Here is a 20,242-nt window from a genome sequence, read left to right on the forward strand (position 1 = left end):
GGTGCGTGAGACCCCCAGGTAAAGCCTGCTCAGTGCTGATGTGGGCAATCCGAGGGTGCGCGAATAGCGGGCGCTAGGGGACGGCTAGGGGTTGTCCGTCGGCGTGCCGCGCCAATAATTTTCCACAGACACAATTGTGCCGGAAATGGGTGGCGTTCGCATGGCCAACGAAGAGACGCTTCGCGACTACCTCAAGTGGGTGACGACCGACCTGCGTCAAGCCCGTCAACGCCTGCGGGAGCTGGAAGAGGAGCCGATCGCGGTCGTCGCGATGAGCTGCCGCCTGCCGGGTGGGGTCGTTTCCCCGGAGGACCTGTGGCGGCTCGTCGCGGAGGGCCGGGACGGTATCGGGCCGTTCCCGGTCGACCGCGGGTGGAACCTGGACGAGCTCTACCACCCCGATCCCGCGCATTCCGGGACCTGCTACACGCGCGATGGCGGGTTCCTCGACGACATCGCCGGGTTCGACCCCGGGTTCTTCGGGATCTCGCCCCGCGAGGCGCTGGCGATGGACCCGCAGCAGCGGCTCGTCCTCGAACTGGCGTGGGAGGCCGTCGAACGCGGCGGGATCGACCCGGAGTCGTTGCGCGGCAGCCGGACCGGTGTTTTCGTCGGTATGACCGGTCAGGACTACGGGCCTTCACCGGAGGACGCCTCGCCCGGCCTCGAGGGCTACCTGATGACCGGCACCACCGCGAGCGTCGCCTCGGGGCGGGTGGCGTACGCGCTCGGTCTGGAGGGGCCCGCGGTCACCGTTGACACCGCGTGTTCCTCGTCCATGGTCGCGTTGCACCTCGCCGCCCGCGCGCTCCGCCAGGGCGAGTGCACGATGGCGCTCGCCGGTGGTGTCACCGTGATGTGCACGCCGGGCGCGTTCATCGAGTTCAGCCGGCAGCGCGGCCTGTCGCCGGACGGCCGGTGCAAGTCGTTCTCCGTGGACGCGGACGGGACCGGCTGGGCGGAGGGCGCCGGGCTGCTGCTGCTGGAACGGCTCTCCGACGCGCAGCGGCACGGTCACCGGGTGCTCGGCGTCATTCGCGGCAGCGCGGTCAACTCCGACGGCGCCTCCAACGGGCTGACCGCCCCGAACGGCCCGTCCCAGCAGCGCGTCATCCTGCAGGCGCTCGCCGACGCGCGCCTCGAACCGTCCGATGTGGACGCGGTGGAGGCGCACGGCACCGGGACCGTGCTCGGCGACCCGATCGAAGCGCAGGCGCTGGTCGCCACCTACGGCAAGGACCGGGCGCGGCCGCTGTGGCTGGGCTCCCTGAAGTCCAACCTCGGGCACACGCAGGGCGCTGCCGGGGTCGCGGGCGTGATCAAGATGATCATGGCGATGCGGCACGGGGTGCTGCCGAAGACGCTGCACGTCGCCGAGCCCACGCCGCGGGTCGACTGGTCGGCGGGCACGGTCTCGGTGCTCACCGAGGCCCGGCCGTGGGAGGCCGAGGGGCCGCGCCGCGCCGCTGTCTCCTCCTTCGGTATCAGCGGCACCAATGCCCACGTGATCCTGGAGGAGGCCCCGGGGGGCGAGCCGGTGGAGCGGGGTGAGCTGAAATTTCCGGCGCCGTGGTTGTTCTCCGCCCGTACCCCCGAAGCCCTCGACGCGAGCATCGCCCAGCTTGAGTCCTTTGTGGACGACCATGAGTCCGCGGACGTCGGGTTGTCCCTCGCGACCGGCCGAGCGGCGATGGAACACCGCGCCGCCAGGGTCGACGGTGACCTCATCCGTGGCATGGCGGTCGAGGGCAAGCTGGCGTTCCTGTTCTCCGGCCAGGGATCACAGCGCGTCGGCATGGGACGCGAGCTCTACGAGGCGTCGCCGGTGTTCGCCGCCGCGTTCGACGAGGTGTGCGCCGAGTTCGGACTGCCAGTGCGCGAGGCGATCCAGGACGAGGATCGCCTGCACCAGACGGAGTTCACCCAGCCCGCACTCTTCGCGGTCGAGGTGGCGCTGTTCCGGCTGCTCGAACACTGGGGGCTGCGGCCGGACTACCTGCTCGGCCACTCGGTCGGCGAGCTGGCAGCTGCGCACGTGTCCGGAGTGCTCTCGCTGGGCGACGCCTGCCGTCTGGTGCAAGCCCGCGCGAAGCTCATGCAGGCCATGCCGACCGGCGGCGCGATGGTCTCCGTGCGGGCCGACGAGGCCGAGGTCCGGGAGCACCTGGGCAACGCCAGCATCGCGGCGGTGAACGGTCCACAGTCGACGGTGATCTCCGGTGATGAGGACGAGGTCCTGGAGATCGCGAAGCGCTGGAAGCACAAGCGCCTGCGGACCAGCCACGCGTTCCACTCCGCGCACATGGACGGCATGCTCGACGAGTTCCGCCGCGTCGCGGAGGGGATCAGTTTCAACCAGCCGACCATCCCGATCGCGCAGAACACCGAAGGTGACCTCACCACCCCCGAGTACTGGGTGCGGCACGTCCGCGAGGCCGTCCGTTTCCACGACGGGATGCGTTGGCTCGCGGAGCGCGGCGTCGCCACCTATCTGGAACTCGGCCCCGGCGGTGTGCTCTGCGCGATGGGCCAGGACTGCGCGCCGGACGCGACGCTGATCCCGGCTCTGCGCAAGGACAAGGACGAGGCGACCGCCCTCGTCACCGCGCTCTCCCACGCGTTCGTGCGCGGTGTGCGGGTCGACTGGGCGACGTTCTTCGACGGTGCTCAGCGTGTCGACCTGCCCACCTACCCGTTCCAGCGGCAGCGCCTCTGGCTCGACGCGACGCGGTCCAGGAAGGACGTCGCGGGGCTCGGGCTGCACTCGGCCGAACACCCGCTGTTCGGCGCGGCCATCGCGATCGCCGACAGCACCGGGCTGGTGTTCACCGGCAGCTTGTCCACGCACACCCACCCGTGGCTCGCGGACCACCGGGTGCTCGGCCGCGTCATCGTGCCCGGCACCGCATTCGTCGAGCTCGCGGTGCGCGCCGGCGACCACGTCGGGTGCGGCCGGATCGACGAGCTGACCCTGGAGTCGCCGCTGATCCTTACCGGTGCGGTGCGCGTCCAGGTCGTGGTGGGTGAGGAGGACGAGTCCGGCAGGCGATCGGTCACCGTCCACTCCGAACACGCCGAGGGCTGGACGCGTCACGCCACCGGAGTCCTGGCGCCGGGCGAAGAACGACCGGACTTCGACCTCGGCGCGTGGCCTCCCTCCGGCGCGGTTCCCGTCGACGGGATCTACGACCGACTGGCCGAACTGGGCATCGATTACGGCGCGACGTTCCAGGGGCTGACCGCCGCGTGGCGCGACGGCACCGACATTCTGGCCGAGGTCCGTCTCCCACAGGACACGGACGTCACCGGTTTCGGCCTGCACCCCGCGCTGCTCGACGCGGCGTTGCACGCACTGGCGATCGATGACCACGACGGTGTGCGGCTTCCGTTCGCCTGGAACGACATCAGCCTCTTCGCTTCGGGCGCGACCGCGTTGCGGGTCCGACTGTCCCCGGACGGTGACTCCGTCGCGGTGCGCGTCGCGGACGAGCAGGGGCGGGCGGTGGCCTCGATCGGCTCGCTGCTGCTCCGGCCGGTCACCGCGGACCAGCTGACTCCGGACCGGCAGGACTCCTTGCACGTCGTGGAGTGGAGCGCGGTGCCGACCCCGGCCGGGGAGCACGAGGCGCCGCAGGAGGTCGTGTGGTGTTCCGGCGACGTGCACATGGCACTGGAGCGCGTCCAGCACTCCGAACGCGTCGTTTTCGCCTCGTACGAGGATGATCTCGCCGCTTCCGTGGTGACCGGGCTCGTGCGCTCGGCGCAGTCCGAGCAGCCCGATCGGTTCGTCCTGGTCACGGTGGACCGCCGCCCCGAGTCGGTGGCCGCGATCGGTGCGGCGGTCGCCTGTGGTGAGCCCGAAGTGGCGATCCGTGCGGGCGAGCTGTTCGCACCGCGGCTCGTGCGCGCCCCCGAAACGCTCGTCGCACCCGCCACGCGGGACTGGCGGCTCGACGTGACCAGCAAGGGCACCCTCGACAACCTCGCGCTGATCCCAGGGGAGCGCCCTGACCTGCTGCCCGGCGAGGTCCGGATCGCGGTCCGCGCCGCGGGGATCAACTTCCGCGACGTCCTCAACGCGCTCGGCATGTACCCCGGCGACGTCGTGATGGGCATCGAGGGCGCCGGTGTGATCACCGAGGTCGGCCCCGACGTCACCGGACTCCAGCCGGGGGACCGCGTGTTCGGCCTGTTCACCGGGGCGTTCGGGCCTTCTGCCGTTGCTGATCACCGCATGCTGGCGCCGATCCCGGAGGGCTGGTCGTTCGCCCGGGCCGCGTCGGTGCCCGTGGTGTTCCTGACCGCCTACTACGGACTGGTCGACCTGGGCGGGCTTCAGCGGGGGCAGTCCGTGCTCGTCCACGCCGCGGCCGGTGGCGTGGGCATGGCGGCTGTGCAGATCGCCAAGCACCTGGGTGCCGAGGTCTTCGGCACCGCGAGCCCGGCGAAGTGGGACGCGACGGGGCTGGAGCAGGTGGCCAGCTCGCGTGATCTTGGCTTCGCTGAGCGGTTCCCGAAGGTCGACGTGGTGTTGAACTCCCTGGCGGGGGAGTTCGTGGACGCGTCGCTGGGGCCGCTCAAGCCGGGTGGCCGGTTCTTGGAGATGGGCAAGACCGACCTGCGTGAAGGGATTCCCGGCTACCAGGCGTTCGACCTCATCGAGGCCGGGCCGGAGCGCATCGGCCAGATGCTGCGCGACCTCGTCGGCCTCTTCGCCGAAGGGGCGCTGGCGCCCCTGCCGCGCACGGCCTTCGACGTCCGGCAGGCCAAGGACGCGTTCCGCTTCCTGAGCCAGGCCAAGCACATCGGCAAGGTCGTCCTCACCGTGCCCGCGCCGCTCGACCCCGAGGGCACCGTGGTCATCACGGGCGGTACCGGGCAGCTGGGGCGGCTCATCGCCGAGCACCTGGCCAACGAGCACGGGATGCGCAACCTGCTGTTGCTCAGCCGCAGCGGCGGCGAAGTGCCTGGCGCCGAGGTCGTCGCGTGCGACGCGGCCGACCGCGGAGCGCTTGAGACCGTCCTGAGTGGACGGAACATCACGGCGGTGATCCACGCGGCCGGAGTGCTCGACGACGGGCTCGTCGCCGACATGACTCCCGAGCGACTGGACGCCGTGCTGCGGGCGAAGCGCGACGCGGCGGTCAACCTCCACGAGCTCGTCGGCGAGGTCAGCGCTTTCGTGCTGTTCTCCTCCGCCGCCGCGACCCTCGGCAGCCCCGGGCAGTCGGCCTATGCGGCCGGGAACGCGTTCCTCGACGCCCTCGCACGGCACCGGAGGGAACGGGGCCTTCCCGCGCAGTCGCTGGCATGGGGCCCGTGGTCGATCGGCATGGCCGGTGACCTCGGTGAGCCGGAGCGGGCGAGGATGCGTGCCGCCGGGGTCACCCCACTGTCCATTGAGGACGGTCTAGCGCTGTTCGACGCGGCGTTGGCCCGGCCGGACGCGGTGCTGTTGCCGATGCGGCTGGCGTCCACGGCACGCGTGCGGCGGCGGACGGTGGAGCGGGCGACCGCGTTGTCCGCGGTGTCCACCGCCGTCTCCCGGGTCGCCGGGCTCCCGGAGGACGAGCGGCTCCGGCTGATGGTGGACCTCGTCACGGCCAACGTTGCTGCCGTGCTCGGCCACGGCTCCGCCGGGTCGATCGAGGCGGACCGCGCGTTCAAGGAACTGGGCTTCGACTCGCTGACGTCGGTGGAGCTGCGCAACCGGCTGGCCGCCGCCACCGAGTTGCGGCTGCCGACCACGGTGATCTTCGACCACCCGACCCCGGCGGCGCTCGCCCGGCACCTGCTGGCCGAGCTGCTGGGCTCCACGAGCACCGCCGTCGCCCACGCCGCGACGGTAATCGCCGACGAGCCGATCGCGATCGTCGGGATCGGATGCCGTTTCCCGGGTGGAGTGCGTTCGCCCGAGCAGCTGTGGCGGCTGGTCGTCGAGGGGCGCGACGCGATCACCGGGTTCCCCGCCGACCGGGGCTGGGACCTCGACCGGCTCTTCGACGACGACCCCGAGCGCCCGGGAACCTCCTACGTGCGCGCGGGCGGATTCCTCGAAGGCGCGGGAGAGTTCGACGCGGAGTTCTTCGGGATCTCCCCGCGCGAGGCCACCGCGATGGACCCGCAGCAGCGGCTGTTGCTGGAGACCACGTGGGAGGCACTGGAACGCGCGGGGATCAAGCCGGAGTCGTTGCGCGGCAGCCGCACGGGCGTGTTCACCGGCACGGACAGCAACGACTACTCGATCCTGGTCCACCAGGCCGCCGACAGTGCCGAGGGCTATCTGGTCACCGCGACGGCGGGCAGTGTCCTATCAGGACGCGTCGCCTACACGTTCGGCCTCGAAGGCCCGGCGATGACCGTCGACACCGCCTGTTCGTCGTCCCTGGTGGCCCTGCACCTCGCCGCACAGGCTCTGCGCAACGGGGAGTGCGAGCTGGCCCTGGCGGGTGGTGTCGCGGTGATGGCGACGCCCTCCGGTTTCGTCGAGTTCAGCCGTCAGCGCGGTCTTGCCCCGGACGGCCGGTGCAAGCCCTTCGCCGCCGCGGCTGACGGCACGGCGTGGGGCGAGGGCGTCGGAGTCCTTGTGGTGGAACGGCTTTCCGATGCCCAGCGCAACGGGCACCAGGTGCTGGCCGTGCTCAGGGGAAGCGCGGTGAACTCCGACGGCGCTTCGAACGGGTTGACCGCGCCCAATGGTCCTTCGCAGCAGCGGGTCATTCGCGCGGCACTGGAGAACGCCGGTCTTCGACCGTCCGAAGTGGACGTCGTCGAAGCGCATGGCACGGGCACGACCCTCGGGGACCCGATCGAGGCTCAGGCGGTGATCGCCGCCTACGGGCAGGAGCGCGAACGCCCGTTGTGGCTCGGCTCCGTCAAGTCCAACATCGGCCACACCACCGGCGCCGCGGGCATGGCCGGTGTGATCAAGATGGTCGAGGCCATGCGGCACGGCGTGCTGCCGCGCACGCTGAACCTCGACGCCCCGACCCCGCACGTGGACTGGTCGGGCGGCTCGGTCGCACTGCTGTCGGAGAACGTGGACTGGCCGGGGGACCGGGTTCGTCGCGCGGGCGTTTCCGCCTTCGGGGTTTCCGGTACCAACGCGCACGTCGTCCTTGAGGAGGCTCCTGAGGTCCCGCAGACCGCGGTGCCCACTGAGGAGAGGATCGTGCCGTGGCTGCTCAGCGCGAAGTCCGACGCGGCGCTGCGCGAACTCGCGGGCAGTCTCGCCGAGGTCGAGGCTGAGCCCGTCGACGTCGGCTATTCGCTGACGCTGAAGGCTGATCTGCCGCACCGTGCCGTGGTGGTCGGTGACTACCGGGCCGCTCTGACCGCATTGGCGGCCGGTGAGCCCGCGCCCACCGCCGTGGAGGGCGTCGCCAACGGCGGCAAGGTCGTCTTCGTCTTCCCGGGCCAGGGCTCCCAGTGGACTGGCATGGCCGTGGATCTCCTGGAGAACGAGGTCTTCGCGGAGTCGATGTCCGCCTGTGCCAAGGCTTTGGCGCCGCACGTCTCCTGGGGTCTGTTCGAGGAGTTGAACGGCCCGCTTGAGCGCGTCGACATCGTTCAACCGGTGTTGTGGGCGGTCATGGTCTCGCTCGCGGCGTTGTGGCGGTCCTACGGGGTTGAGCCCGCTGCGGTGATCGGTCATTCGCAGGGGGAGATCGCCGCGGCTGCGGTGTCAGGTGCGTTGTCGTTGGCGGACGCGGCGAAGGTCGTTGCGTTGCGGAGCCGTGAGTTGCTGGCGTTGTCGGGCCTTGGTGGCATGGTGTCGGTGGCGGCTGGCGATGTCAGCGACTTGCTGACTGAGGGCATTGGTGTCGCCGCGGTCAACGGTCCGAATTCCGTGGTGGTCTCCGGGGACGCGGCTGCTCTGGACGTGTTGATGGCGACCTGTGAGGAACAGGGAGTGCGGGCGCGTCGCATTCCTGTGGACTACGCCTCGCATTCGCACCACGTTGAGCGGATTCAGGATCGGCTGGCGGAGGTGTTGGCGGGGATCGAGCCGAGGCAGCCGGAGATCCCGTTCTTCTCGACGGTGACGGGCACGTGGCTTGATGAGCCTGTTGATTCCGGTTACTGGTACCGCAATCTGCGCGAGACGGTCCTTTTTGGACAGTCGACGCGGGAGCTTCTTCGGGATCATGGGGTTTTCGTCGAGGTGAGTCCGCATCCGGTGCTCGCGGTCGGGGTGCAGGAGAGCATCGACGCCGCGCAGAACGACGCCGTCAGCATCGGGACCCTCCGCCGCGGCGAGGACGGGACCGCGCGATTCCTGCTGTCCCTGGGCGAGGCGTACACGCGCGGGGTTCGCGTCGACTGGACACCGCTGTTCGCGGGGGCGCGACGCGTCGACCTGCCGACCTACCCGTTCCAGCACCGGCGCTACTGGATCGACCAGGCGTCCGGGCACCCGCTGCTGACGTCGTCGGTCTCTCTCGCGGAGGCCGGTGAGGTGGTGTTCACCGGTCGGCTCTCCGCCCGGTCGCAGTCGTGGCTCGGTGATCACCGGGTGCGCGGTGCCGTGGTGCTGCCCGGCAGCGCGTTCGTCGAACTGGCACTCCGGGCGGGTGAGGAGGTCGGCTGCCATCGGATCGACGACCTGACCCTCGAAGCCCCGTTGGTGCTGCCAGAAGACGGCGCGACGGAGATCCAGCTCCGAGTGGACGCGGACCACACCTTCACCGTGCACGCACGCCAGGGCGGCGGACCGTGGACGGTGCACGCCACCGGCCACCTCGGCGAGACCGCGACCGAGGCTGAATCGCTCGTGGAGTGGCCGCCTGCCGGTGCGACCGCCGTCGACCTCGCCGGGTGGTACGACGGGCTTGCCGACGCGGGACTGGAGTACGGGCCGATCTTCCGCGGCATGACCGCCGCGTGGACGCTCGGCGAGGACGTCTACGCGGAGATCGCGGTCGACGAGCCCGGTGGCTTCGGGCTCCACCCGGCGTTGCTCGACGCGAGCCTGCACGCCGCTGGATTGACCCGCGACGCACGTGGGCTCCCATTCGCTTGGACGGGAATCGAACTGCATGCGGTCGGCGCGTCCGTGCTCCGCGTTCGCGTGTCACCCGCAGGCGTGGGCGCGCTGTCGGTGCTGCTGGCGGACGAGACCGGCGATCCTGTTGCGTCGGTTGAGTCGGTGTTGATGCGGCCGGTCCCGACAGGGGCGCTCACCGCGACCGACGCGCTCTACGACATCGAGTGGACCGAGGTCGCGGGCGAGGACGTGCCCGACGACGTGGAGATCTGGCACGTCACCGAAGATGACGTGCACACCGCGACGCACCGCGCCCTCGACGCGATCCAGAACTGCCTGTCAGACGAAGCGTCGCGGCTGCTCGTGCACACGCTGCCCGATGATGTCGCCGGAGCAGCGGTCCAGGGGCTGGTGCGATCGGCGCAGTCCGAGCATCCCGGTCGGTTCCTGCTCGTCGAGTCCGCCGATGCGCTCATGATCGCGCGGGACGAGCCGTGGATCGCCGTGCGCGACGGGAAGGTCTGGGCGCCCCGGATGCGTCGCGCGGTCCTGCCCGAGACGTCCCATGCGCTGGACGATGACGGCACCGTGGTGATCACCGGCGGGACCGGGACGCTCGGGCGGCTCATCGCCGAACACCTCGCGGACCGGAATCTGCTCCTGCTCAGCCGCAGTGGCGGCGAGGTGCCCGGCGCCGAGGTCGTCGCCTGTGACGCGGCCGACCGGGAAGCGCTGAAGACCGTCCTAAGTGGACGGAAGATCGCGGCCGTGATCCACGCCGCCGGGGTGCTCGACGACGGCCTCGTGACCGACCTGACCCCGCAACGACTGGACGCCGTGCTGCGGCCGAAGATCGACGCGGCGATCAACCTGCGCGAACTCGCCGGCGCCGCGGCGTTCATCATGTTCTCCTCGGCCGCCGGTGTCCTCGGCAGCCCAGGTCAGGCGAACTACGCCGCCGCCAACGCCGCCCTCGACGCCTTGGCGCGCAAGGTGAACGCGACCTCGCTGGCCTGGGGTCTCTGGGAGCCGACGAGCGGGATGAGCGCGAAGGCCGACCACAGGCGTCTCGGTGTGGCACCGCTGTCGGCGGAGCAGGGGTTGGCGCTGTTCGACCTCGCGCTGCGCATGCGCCCGGCGTTCCTGATGCCCGTCCGCCTGGACACCACTCCCCGGGAGACGGTTCCGGCTCTGCTGCGCGGTCTTGTGCCGGTGCGTGCACAGCGGCGGGTCGCGGGCTCGTCCGCTCCGGCCGGGTTCGGCGAGCGCCTGGCGCGGATGACCGAGCCGGAGCGGGACCGCGCGATCCTGGAGCTGATCAGGGCCCAGGTCACCGGTGTGCTCGGCCACGCCTCCGTCTCCGCGACGAAGGCGTTCAAGGACTTGGGTTTCGACTCGCTGACCGCGGTGCAGCTGCGGAACCGGATCGCGGCGGCGACGGGACTGAGCCTGCCCGCGACGCTGGTCTTCGACCACCCGACCCCGGCGGCGCTGGCGGCCCACCTGCGCTCAGAACTCGTCGGTTCGGCCGCGACCGGGACCACCCGGCGCCGCGCGGCCACGGACGAACCCCTGGCGATCGTGGGCATGGCGTGCCGCTTCCCCGGCGGAGCCGACACCCCGGAACGGCTGTGGCGCCTGGTCGCCGAGGGCGGCGACGCGATCGGTGACCTGCCCGCCGACCGCGGCTGGGACCTGGACCGGCTCTTCGACCCCGACCCGGAGCGGCAGGGCACCTTCTACGCGCGCGGTGGCGGGTTCCTCGCCACGGCGGCCGAGTTCGACGCCGAGTTCTTCGGGATCTCACCCCGGGAAGCCCTGGCCATGGACCCGCAGCAGCGGCTGTTGCTGGAGACCTCGTGGGAGGCGTTCGAGGACGCCGGGATCGACCCGGATTCGGTGCGGGGCAGCCAGACCGGCGTGTTCGTCGGCGCGATGGCGCAGGACTACGGGCCCGCGCTGCACGAGGCCCCGGCCGAGGTGGAGGGCTACCAGCTCACCGGCATCGCGGCCAGTGTCGCCTCCGGGCGCCTCGCTTACACGTTCGGGCTCGAAGGTCCCGCCGTCACCGTGGACACGGCGTGCTCGTCGTCCCTGGTGGCGCTCCACCTGGCGGCCCGGGCGCTGCGGCAGGGCGAGTGCACCGCGGCTCTCGTCGCCGGTGTCACCGTCATGTCGAACCCCGGGGCGCTCATCGAGTTCAGCCGTCAGCGTGGTCTCTCGCCGGACGGGCGGTGCCGCGCGTTCTCCGAGGACGCGGACGGAACCGGCTGGGCGGAGGGCGTCGGAGTCCTTGTGGTGCAACGGCTTTCCGAAGCCCATCGCAACGGGCACCGCGTGCTCGCGGTGGTGCGCGGCTCGGCCGTCAACTCCGACGGCGCCTCGAACGGGCTCAGCGCGCCGAACGGTCCGTCGCAGCAACGGGTGATCCGGTCGGCACTGGAGGACGCCGGGCTTCGACCGTCCGAAGTGGACGTTGTGGAGGCGCACGGCACCGGGACCGTGCTCGGTGATCCGATCGAGGCGCAGGCGATCCTGGCGACCTACGGGCAGGATCGATCACGTCCGTTGTTCTTGGGCACCGTGAAGTCGAACATCGGCCACACCCAGGCTGCGGCCGGTGTGGCGGGCGTGATCAAGACCGTGCAGGCGCTGCGCGCCGGGATCGTTCCTCGGACGTTGCACGTCACCGAGCCGTCCGGGCGGATCGACTGGTCGGCCGGCGCGGTCGTGCTCGCCACCGAGGCCCAGGACTGGCCGGAGTCCGGGCGTCCGCGTCGCGCGGGTGTGTCGTCCTTCGGCATCAGCGGCACCAACGCGCATGTGATCCTCGAACAGGCTCCTGCGGTCCAAGGGACGGCCCGGACAGGCGATGGGCCCGCACCGTGGGTGCTCTCCGCGCGTTCGAAGGACGCGTTGCGCGCGCAGGCTTCGCGGTTGCACGGTGTCGCGGGCGATCGAGTCGACATCGCGTACTCGTTGACGTTGCGGTCGGCCCTGGAGCACCGGGCAGTGGTCACCGATGTGGACGGGCTCGTGGCCTTGGCGGAGGGCCGGACTGCCCTGAGCCTCGTCGAGGGCGCGGTGGCTGATGGTGGCCTGGCATTCCTGTTCTCCGGTCAGGGTTCGCAGCGAGTAGGCATGGGCCGGTCGCTGTACGACGCGCATCCGGTCTTCGCCGAAGCGTTCGATGCGGTGTGTGCCGGGTTCGAGCTGCCAGTGCGGGAAGTCGTCTTCAGCGGGGACGGACTGGAGCAGACCCAGTTCACGCAGACCGGGTTGTTCGCGTTCGAGGTGGCGTTGTTCCGGCTCTTCGAGAGTTGGGGTGTGCGGCCTGACTATCTGCTCGGGCATTCGATCGGTGAGTTGGCGGCGGCGCATGTGGCCGGGGTGTTCTCGCTGGAGAACGCCTGCCGCCTCGTTGAGGCACGTGGTCGGTTGATGCAGGCGCTGCCCAGCGGCGGTGTGATGGTCGCTGTTGAGGCGTCCGAGGCAGAGGTGCGCGAACACCTCGGCAGCGCGGACATCGCCGCCGTCAACGGTCCACAGTCGACAGTGATCTCCGGCGATGAGGCCGAGGTCCTGGAGATCGCGAAGCGGTGGAAGCACAAGCGGTTGCGGACGAGCCATGCCTTCCACTCGGCGCACATGGACGCCATGCTGGACGAGTTCCGGGCGGTGGCCGAAGAGATCGAGTACTCCGAGCCGACGATCCCGGTGATCTCCCAAGGCGATGTCACGACGGCGGAGCACTGGGTGCGGCATGTCCGTGGCACGGTGCGCTTCCACGACGGAATGCAACGCCTGCGCGAGCACGGTGTCACGACGATGCTGGAGATCGGGCCGGACGGCGTCCTCTCCGCGATGGTCGAGAACTGCGTTCCCTCGCTGCGCAAGGACCGCGCGGAGACCGATGCCGCCATCACCGCACTCGCTCGCATCTGGGTGCGCGGGGCGGCCGTGGACTGGGCGAAGGTGGTACCTGGCGGGGAAAGGATCGACCTGCCGACCTACGCGTTCCAGCGGCAGCGGTTCTGGCTGCGCTCCACCGGCGCCCGGAGCCAGGACGGCATCGCCCATCCGCTGCTGGGGTCCGCGCTGCGCCTGGCCGACGGGGAAGGCGTTGTGCTCAGCGGCGAACTGTCCGCCGCGACCGAGCCGTGGCTGGGTGAGCACACTGTCTCCGGGACCGCGCTCGTGCCCGCGACGGCGTTCCTGGAGCTGGCCCTGCGTGCCGCCGACGAGGTCGGCTGCGACGGCGTCCGGGAACTGACCGTCGAGACCCCGCTGGTGCTGCGGGAACGGGCCGCGCTGCAACTCGTCGTGGACGGCCGGAACCGATTCACCGTGTACGCGCGGTCAGGCACCGACGCGTGGACCCGCCACGCCTCCGGAGAGCTGGGGGCGGTGCCTGAGCCCGCGCCCATGCCGTGGGAGCCCGGCGAAGAACTTGATGTGGACGGGCTCTACGAACGGCTCTCCGGGAACGGCCTCGACTACGGGCCCACCTTCCAGGGGCTGCGGGCGGTGTGGCGGCGCGGCGAGGAGATCTTCGCCGAGGCCGAGCTGCCCGAGCGCGACGACCGGTTCGGGCTTCATCCGGCGCTGCTGGACTCCGTGCTGCACGCGACGGGACTGGAGGCGACCGACGTCCGGCTACCGTTCTCGTGGGAGGACGTCCGGCTCACCACCACGGGAGCGACCGCCGTTCGCGCGCGCATCACTCCGCGCGGCGAGGGCAAGGTCTCGGTCGAGCTGGCCGACGCCACAGGTCACCCCGTCGCCGCGGTCGGAGCGCTGACGCTGCGTCCGCTGCCCGGGCGACTTACCCGGCCGGACGCACTGTTCCGAGTCGACTGGCAACAGATTCCTGTTGCCGCACAAGACGAATCACCCTTCACTGTGCACGAGGTGGGCGAGGGAGAGGTACGGGCGGTCACGGCCGAGGTTCTGGCGGCCATGCAAGAGTGGCTGGCGGCTGATGAGCACGGGCGCCTGGTCTTCCGCACGCGGACGAACGAGAACCTGGCGCACGCCGCCGTGTGGGGACTCGTGCGGTCGGCCCAGTCTGAGCACCCTGGCCGCTTCGTGCTGGCGGACGGCGATGTTCAGGCCGGGATCGCCAGTGGGGAGCCGCAGTTCTCCGTGCGCGATGGTCAGGTCTTCGCACCCAGGCTCGTCCGTGACACCACGGACAGCGAGTTCACGTGGGACCCCGAAGGCACTGTGCTGATCACCGGTGGGACGGGAGCCCTCGGCACCGCGATCGCCCGGCACCTGGCCGACAAGCACGGTGTGCGAAACCTGTTGCTGCTCAGCCGCAGCGGCGGTGAGGTTCCCGGTGCCGAGGTCGTGGCGTGCGACGCGGCTGACCGGGATGCTCTCAAGCGTGTCCTAAGTGGACGGAAGATCTCCGCAGTGATCCACGCCGCCGGAGTGCTTGACGACGGTCTTGTTGGCGACATGACGCCGGAGCGCCTGGACACGGTGCTGCGGCCGAAGGTGGACGCCGCGCTGAACCTGCACGAGCTGACCGGTGACCTGGACGCGTTCGTGCTGTTCTCCTCCGCGGCAGCGACGTTCGGCAGCGCGGGGCAGGCGAACTACGCTGCGGCCAACGCGTTCCTGGACGCGCTCGCGCGTCACCGCCGGGAACAGGGGCTGCCCGCGGTCTCCCTCGCGTGGGGCCCGTGGGCGGAAACCGGCATGGCCGACGAGCTCAGCGAAGGGGACCGGGCGCGGCTGCGCCGGTCCGGCACCATCGGACTGTCTACAAAGGACGCTCTGGCGCTGTTCGACGCGGCAGTGGGTGCGGCGGAACCCGTGCTCGTGCCCGCACGGTTGGACCTCAAGGCCGTGAACGGGCCTCTGTTCAGCGCGCTGGTGCGCCCCCAAGCTCGGCGGCGATCGGCGAGCCGGGCTCAGACGCGGTCGGCCGCCGAACTCCTCGACCTGGTGCGCGAGCAGGTGTCGACCGTCCTCGGGCACGCCACCGCCGCCGGGATCGGGCCGGACCGCGCGTTCCGGGAGCTGGGCTTCGACTCGCTCACGGCGATCGAGCTGCGCAACCGGCTCGGCGCGGAGACCGGGCTCGCACTGCCCGCGACCCTGGTCTTCGACCACCCGAACCCCGCCGCGCTGGCCGCGCACCTGCACGCCGAGCTGGCCGGGACGGGCGCCGTGACCGAGAGCACGACGACGGTCGCCACGGACGAGCCGATCGCGATCGTCGCGATGAGCTGCCGCTACCCGGGCGGTGTGCGGTCGCCAGGGGAGCTGTGGCGGCTGGTCGCCGAGGGCGCCGACGTGATCGACGAGTTCCCGGCCGACCGCGGGTGGGACCGGGATGTGCTGTACCACCCCGATCCGGCCAACCCGGGCACCACCACGGTGTGGCGGGGCGGGTTCCTCTACGACGCGGCCGAGTTCGATCCGCAGCTGTTCGGGATCTCCCCGCGTGAGGCGCTGGCCATCGACCCCCAGCAACGGCTGTTGCTGGAGACCTCGTGGGAGGTCTTCGAGCGCGCCGGGATCGCGCCGGACTCCGTGCGCGGCAGCCGCACCGGCGTGTTCGCGGGCGTGATGTACAACGACTACGCCACCAGGCTGCGGTCGGTGCCGGAGGAGTTCGAGGGCTACCTCGGCAGCGGCAGTGCGGGCAGCGTGGCCTCCGGCCGGATCGCCTACACCTTCGGCCTGGAAGGACCCGCGGTCACGGTGGACACGGCGTGCTCGTCGTCGTTGGTGGCGCTGCACCTCGCGGCGCAGGCCCTGCGCCAGGGCGAGTGTTCGCTCGCGCTCGTCGGTGGTGTCACGGTGATGTCCAGCCCGAGCGCGTTCGTCGAGTTCAGCCGCCAGCGCGGGCTGTCGGCGGATGGCCGCTGCAAGTCCTTCGGGGCGGACGCGGACGGCACGGGGTGGTCCGAGGGAGTCGGTGTGCTGCTGGTGGAGCGGCTCTCCGATGCCCGTCGCAACGGCCACCCCGTGCTGGCGGTCGTCCGAGGTTCGGCGGTGAACTCCGACGGCGCGTCGAACGGCCTGACCGCGCCCAACGGTCCCGCCCAGCAGCGGGTGATCCGGCAGGCCCTCGCGGCGTCCGGGTTGCGTCCGTCCGAAGTGGACGCCGTCGAGGCGCACGGCACCGGGACCGTGCTGGGAGATCCGATCGAGGCGCAGGCGCTGATCGCGACCTACGGCCAGGACCGGGACCGGCCGCTCTGGCTCGGATCGGTGAAGTCCAACATCGGCCACACCCAGGCCGCGGCGGGCGTCGCCGGGGTGATCAAGATGGTGGAGGCGATGCGCCACGGCGTGCTGCCGAGGACCCTGCACGCCGACGAGCCCTCATCGCAGGTGGACTGGTCGGCGGGTGCCGTGGCGCTGCTGACGGAGAGCGTCGACTGGGAGGTGGACCGTCCGCGCCGCGCGGCCGTGTCGTCCTTCGGGGTGAGCGGTACCAACGCACACGTGATCCTGGAAGGGGTCCCCGCCGAGGAAGCCATGGGCGGCGCTGATGTCGTGGTGGCGCCATGGGTGCTCTCCGGTGGAACCGCCGCTGCACTGCGAGCACAGGCCCAGCGGCTGAAGTCCTTTGTGGACGGACACAGCGCGGCGGACATCGGCTTCTCGCTGGCGACCACGCGGGCGAAGTTGGAGCACCGCGCGGTGGTTCTCGCCGGTGACGCGCTCGATGCGCTCGTGCACGACACGGAGTCGCGGGATGTCGTGCGTGGCACGGTGGAGCATGGCAAGCTCGCGTTCCTGTTCTCCGGTCAAGGTTCGCAGCGCGTCGGCATGGGGCGCGAACTCTACGAGACTTATCCGGTGTTCGCGGCGGCCTTCGATGCGGTCTGTGACGGGTTCACGCTGCCGGTGCGCGAGGCCGTCCAGGATGAGGACCGCCTGCACGAGACCGCGTTCACGCAGACCGGGTTGTTCGCGTTCGAGGTGGCGTTGTTCCGGCTCTTCGAGAGTTGGGGTGTGCGGCCTGACTATCTGCTCGGGCATTCGATCGGTGAGCTGGCGGCGGCGCACGTTGCCGGGGTGTTCTCGTTGGCGGACGCGTGCCGCTTGGTTGAGGCACGGGGCCGGTTGATGCAGGCCCTGCCGACCGGTGGCGCGATGGTTTCCGTTCTGGCAACCGAGGACGAGGTTCGCGAGCACCTGGGCAACGCCAGCGTCGCGGCGGTGAACGGTGCACAGTCGACGGTGATCTCCGGTGACGCCGATGAGGTGTTGGAGATCGCGAAGCGGTGGAAGCACAAGCGGTTGCGGACCAGTCATGCGTTCCACTCGGCGCACATGGACCCGATGCTCGATGAATTCGCATTGGTGGCCAAGGAGATTGCTTACTCCGAGCCGACGATCCCGGTGATTTCCGAGGGTGATGTCACGACGGCGGAGCACTGGGTGCGGCATGTCCGCGACACGGTGCGGTTCCACGACGGTGTGGTCCGCCTGCGCGAGCACGGCGTGACGACGATGGTGGAGATCGGTCCGGATGCCGTGCTGTCCGCGATGGCCGACGGCTGTGTTCCCGCGCTGCGCAAGGAACGCCCGGAACCGATCACGGCGGTGACCGCGTTGGCCCACGCCTACGTGCGCGGCGCCGATGTGGATTGGACCGCGTTGTTCCCAGGGGCGCGGCGCGTGGACCTGCCGACCTATGCCTTCCAGCGACGGCGCTTCTGGCTTTCCGAGTCCGTGGTCACCACCGCCGGGCATCCGCTGGCGGGCGCGGCGGTGCAGATCGCCGGTGCGGAGAGTCTGCTGTTCACCACGCGGTTGTCGGTCGCGAGCCATCCATGGTTGGCCGACCACGTCGTGGCCGGGGCGGTCCTGGTGCCGGGCACCGCACTGCTCGAACTCGCGCTGCACGCGGCCGCCGAGGCCGGAGCCGGTCAGGTCGCCGACCTCGTGCTGGAAGCGCCCCTGGTGCTGCCCGACAACGGCGGGGTCCACGTCCAGGTGGTGGTGGACGGCGAGGCGCTGCGGATCCACTCCCGGCGCGGGGAGGACGAACCGTGGACTCGCAACGCGAGCGGTGTGCTCGCGGCCACGAAGAGCACTGCGGCCTTCGAGATGCCCGCTGACGCGGTGCGGATCGAGATCGCCGAGTTGTACGGGCGGTTGGCTGACGCCGGGCTCGCTTATGGGACGGCGTTCCAAGGGCTGCGGTCGGCCTGGCGGCACGGGGAGGACCTCTTCGCCGAGGTCGCCCTGCCGGAGGAGGTGCGCACCACCGGCTACGGCATGCATCCGGCCCTGCTCGACGCGGCGTTGCACGTGCTCGGTGCCGAGCCTGGCGACGACGTGGTGCGGTTGCCGTTCCAGTGGAGTGGCGTCAGCCTGCACCGCCCGGGAAGCGCCGAGCTGATCGTGAAGCTGACGCCGGTCGGCGACAACGCGCTCTCGGTGACCGCCTCGACGAAGTCCGGGGAACCCGTGCTCGCAGTGGAATCGTTGCTGCTGCGGCCGTTCACCGGTGCTCCGGCCACGATTCCCCGGGACTCGCTGTTCGAAGTGGAGTGGGTGGAGCACGCGGGCCGCGGGGAGGCGCCCGGGTATTGCGCGGTGATCAATGACGACCTGGGGCTTGTCGATGCATTGACGGAGAGCGGGATCGCGGCGGAGCGCTTCGACGACCTCGACAGCGTCGGCGCGGCGGACGTGGTGCTCGTCCACATCGACGGCTCCGTGCGCGAGAGCGCGAACGCGGCGCTCGGCCTGGTGCGGTCCTGGCTCGCCGATGAGCGCTTCGCCACGGCGAAACTCGTTGTGGTGACGCGGGACTACGTGGAGGACGATCTCGCGGCGGCCGCGGTGTGGGGCCTGGTCAGATCGGCCCAATCCGAGCACCCCGATCGATTCGCGCTGCTCGACGTCGCCGGTCCGGTGTCCGCGGTGGCGGCCGCACTCGCCGCTGGAGAGCCGCAGATCGCGGTCCGCGGCCCCGCTCTGGTGGTCCCGCGGCTTGTCCGCGCTCCCCTCGGTGAGGGCCACGTCTGGGACCCGGACGGCACGGTGCTGATCACCGGTGCCACCGGGAGCCTCGGGCGAGCCGTCGCGCGGCACCTCGTCACCGAGCACGGCGTGCGGAAGCTGGTGCTGCTCAGCCGGAGTGGCGGCGCGGCGCCGGAACTGGACGCCGAGGTCACGGTGGTCGCCTGTGACGCGGCCGACCGCGACGCGCTTGCGGCGGTCTTCCGCGACCACGACATCCGGGCGGTCGTGCACTCCGCAGGGGTGCTCGATGACGGACTGGTGCAGGACATGACGCCGGAGAAGCTGGAGAAGGTGTTGCGCCCCAAGGTGGACGCCGCGCTGAACCTGCACGAGATCGCCGGTGAGCTGGACGCGTTCGTGCTGTTCTCGTCGGCGGCCGGGGTCCTCGGCAACGCGGGTCAAGCGAACTACGCCGCCGCCAACGCCTTCCTGGACGCGCTCGCCAGGCGACGCCACCGGCAGGGGCTGCCCGCGCAGTCGCTGGCGTGGGGCCTGTGGGACACCGCGGAGGGCATGGCGGGGCAGTTGGACGAGCGGGATCGGGCCAGGATGAGCCGGTCCGGGGTCCGAGCACTGTCCATTGTGGAGGGATTGGCGCTGTTCGACGCCGTGGTCGGGGGAGCGCGCGCCTCGGTGATGCCGATCCGCTTGGACATCGCGGCGCTGCGGGCGCGGGCCGGGCTCGTCCCGCCGCTGTTCGCCGGGTTGGTCCCGGTGCGCGCAGCGGCCACCACGGGCGCACCCCTCACCGAGCGCCTGCAAGGGGTTTCCGAGGCGGAGCGGGACCGGATGCTGCTGGAGTTCGTCCGCGACCAGGTCGCCGCGGTGCTCGGGTACGCCTCGCCCGCCGACGTGGACCCCGGGCGCAGCTTCAGCGAGCTGGGGTTCGACTCGCTCGCCGCGGTGGAGCTGCGCAACCGGCTCACCGCCGCGGCCGGGGTGCCGGTTCCGGCCACGCTGGTCTTCGACCACCCGACGAGCACCGCGCTCGTGGGCTATCTGGCCGACCGGCTGGCCGAGACCGCCGGGATCTCGGTGCTGCCGCTGTTCGCCGAGCTGGACCGGATCGAGACCGATCTCGCGGCCGTCACCGCGGACGAGGTGAACGCGGCGCGGCTGACCGTCCGGCTCCGCGAGCTGCTGTCCAAACTGGACGGTTCGGGCGCCGGGGGCGGTTCCTTCGCCGGGCGGGTGGACTCCGCCTCCGACGAGGAGATCTTCGCCCTCATCGACAAGGAACTGGGGAGCTGA

1 protein-coding gene is annotated in these 20,242 nt (G+C 71.0%); it reads left to right on the forward strand.

Annotated elements, in window-relative coordinates; all coding sequences use genetic code 11:
• The first annotated feature begins 160 nt into the window (after positions 1 to 160).
• Positions 161 to 20,242 (forward strand): type I polyketide synthase, encoded by a 20,082-nt coding sequence (locus NLX83_RS28645; RefSeq protein ID WP_254238313.1) that lies wholly within the window; start codon positions 161 to 163, stop codon positions 20,240 to 20,242.

Origin of the sequence: Allokutzneria sp. A3M-2-11 16 (assembly GCF_024213555.1) — a bacterium.
Classification (GTDB): Bacteria; Actinomycetota; Actinomycetes; order Mycobacteriales; family Pseudonocardiaceae; genus Allokutzneria.